We start from the raw sequence: 1,826 nt of genomic DNA, 5'->3' as shown, positions 1-1,826 counted from the left end.
GAGTAGGTCTGCGTTCGACATCGTGATTCCTCCGTGAAAGAAGTCAGCGTAGCAGGAGGGCTAACTGAGGGTGGGAGATAGAGTCACGGTGCGCACTCGGCTTTATCAGCTACCTTGAATGCTCAGCATTCACTGGGGAGCATGGAGCGTTTCACTCGGCCCTAACCCTATAGCGTCGGCACTCGTAATCTGCTGCAAGTGAGGGTCTATAAAAACCTAACACCGGCGAAGTGGTAGAAACCAAAGGCGGCAATCACAAAACGCTGAAAGAGTGGAAAGCAGAACACGGCTCCGCGACTGTTGAGTCCTGGCTGAGCAAGTGATTTTGGATTGAGTACAAACTAGGGCCCTCGCGGGCCCTTTTTATTGCTCGGAATTTATTCGGAGCCAATCTTTACTTGATCACTTATAAGCTGGGCAAGTATCCGCACCGGTTCGGTAAAGCTCTGTCTAGATCTGTGCACGAGCCCGATATCACGGTGGAAGGTGTGCTGTCCGAGATCGAGCGCTCGTACACCTACGGGCCATTCCTGATGGGTTGCTGTCTGCGGCACCAGCGCTACACCAACGCCATTGGCCACTAGCTTGATGATCGCCTCTAGTTCATCCAGCTCGCAAACCTCCCGCAAGGTGAAATGCATGTGCCGAAGGAAGCGATCCACCTGCCTGCCCCCGAAGGATGATCGGTCGTACCGAATGAATGGTTGGCTTGAAAGTAGTTCTGACCAATCTTCTCCCGGCACGTCGCGCGGAACGATCAGCCGGTAGGGCTCAAGCGCCAAGGTCGTCCAGCGTAGATCGCTTTGAAGCGAGAAGGGCGGGCGAATAATTGCCGCCATGTCGATTTCGCCGGCATCCACGAGGTTGACCAACTCCATCGATAGCCCCGGGATTACGCGGCTTCGGCATTGCGGGCATTGTTGGTGAAACTTGGCTAGTGCATCTGGAAGATAGGAGCGCTGTACGGAAGCGATAGCACCGATGTTCACCAGAACGCTCGCAGGAAGTCCGACCGTGGTGGAGCCCAGATTGTCGTAAAGCCGAAGCAGCTCTTGCGCTTGCAGGAGTATTTGATGGCCCATCCTGTTTAGGTGGGCTGAGCGTCCCTTCCTGTCGAATATCTCAAAGCCGAGCTCGGCCTCCAGACGCTGAATCTGGGCGCTCACCGCTGCTTGGGTGAGGCCGATTTTATTCCCGGCAGCGGCAAACGTACCTTCCCGTGCAACGGCGATGAGTGTTTTGAGTTCTTTAATCATTCACAAATATTAATTGTGTTTCTAAGAAAATTATATTGATTTTTTTACTTGGTTGGCCGCCCTACGATGTGCCCATCCCCCGGCAACTGCCCGAGCCTATCAGCCGATGTCGGTGGGACGGCGGAACTTGAAGCGTCGCGAAAAACCAACGGCCAGCCTTCATACGCTCCGTCCTTCACCAACAAAAAAACTGTATTGGAGTTCTGATGAGCCTCTCGCCTTTCCACCTCGCAATCCCCGTTTACAACCTCGCTGGCGCACGCACATTTTACGGCGAAGTGTTCGGGCTGGAAGAAGGTCGTTCCAGCAACCAGTGGGTCGACTTCAACTTTTATGGCCACCAACTGGTTATTCACGAACACCCAAAAACCGCTTCCCAGGAAAGCGTCCATAGCAACCCGGTAGACGGCCACGACGTACCTGTTCCGCACTTCGGCATCATCCTGGGCTGGGAAGAATGGGAGGCGCTGGCCGAGCGCTTGAAGTCTTTCGGCACGGAGTTTGTGATCGAACCCTACATTCGTTTCAAAGGGCAGGTCGGCGAGCAAGCCACCATGTTCTTGTTCGACC

At 54.4% G+C, this 1,826-nt stretch carries 2 protein-coding genes and 1 pseudogene; 2 read left to right on the top strand and 1 reads right to left on the bottom strand.

The features are described 5' to 3' along the window. Positions 1–215: 215 nt before the first annotated feature. Positions 216–323: pseudogene (locus tag AC1DVH_RS30525) on the top strand (transcriptional regulator); the annotation flags it as partial. 54 nt (positions 324–377) lie between these two features. Here AC1DVH_RS30525 and AC1DVH_RS30520 read toward each other — a convergent pair. Next, positions 378–1,256: a LysR family transcriptional regulator gene (locus AC1DVH_RS30520; RefSeq protein WP_477756932.1), complete on the bottom strand. Its 879-nt coding sequence runs from the start codon at positions 1,254–1,256 to the stop codon at positions 378–380. Between the two features lie 206 nt (positions 1,257–1,462). Here AC1DVH_RS30520 and AC1DVH_RS30515 point away from each other — a divergent pair. After that, the coding region (locus AC1DVH_RS30515) for a VOC family protein (protein ID WP_477756931.1) at positions 1,463–1,826 on the top strand (364 nt) is incomplete at its 3' end.

Source organism: Pseudomonas sp. P4_C3 (assembly GCF_056402075.1).
The sequence above is the reverse complement of the archived record's forward strand: the minus strand, read 5'-3'. Positions and strand labels throughout refer to the sequence as shown.

Bases quoted from the DNA above. Each gene is read 5' to 3' on its own strand.
- AC1DVH_RS30520 (WP_477756932.1), bottom strand. From the start codon at position 1,256: ATGATTAAAGAACTCAAAACACTCATCGCCGTTGCACGGGAAGGTACG.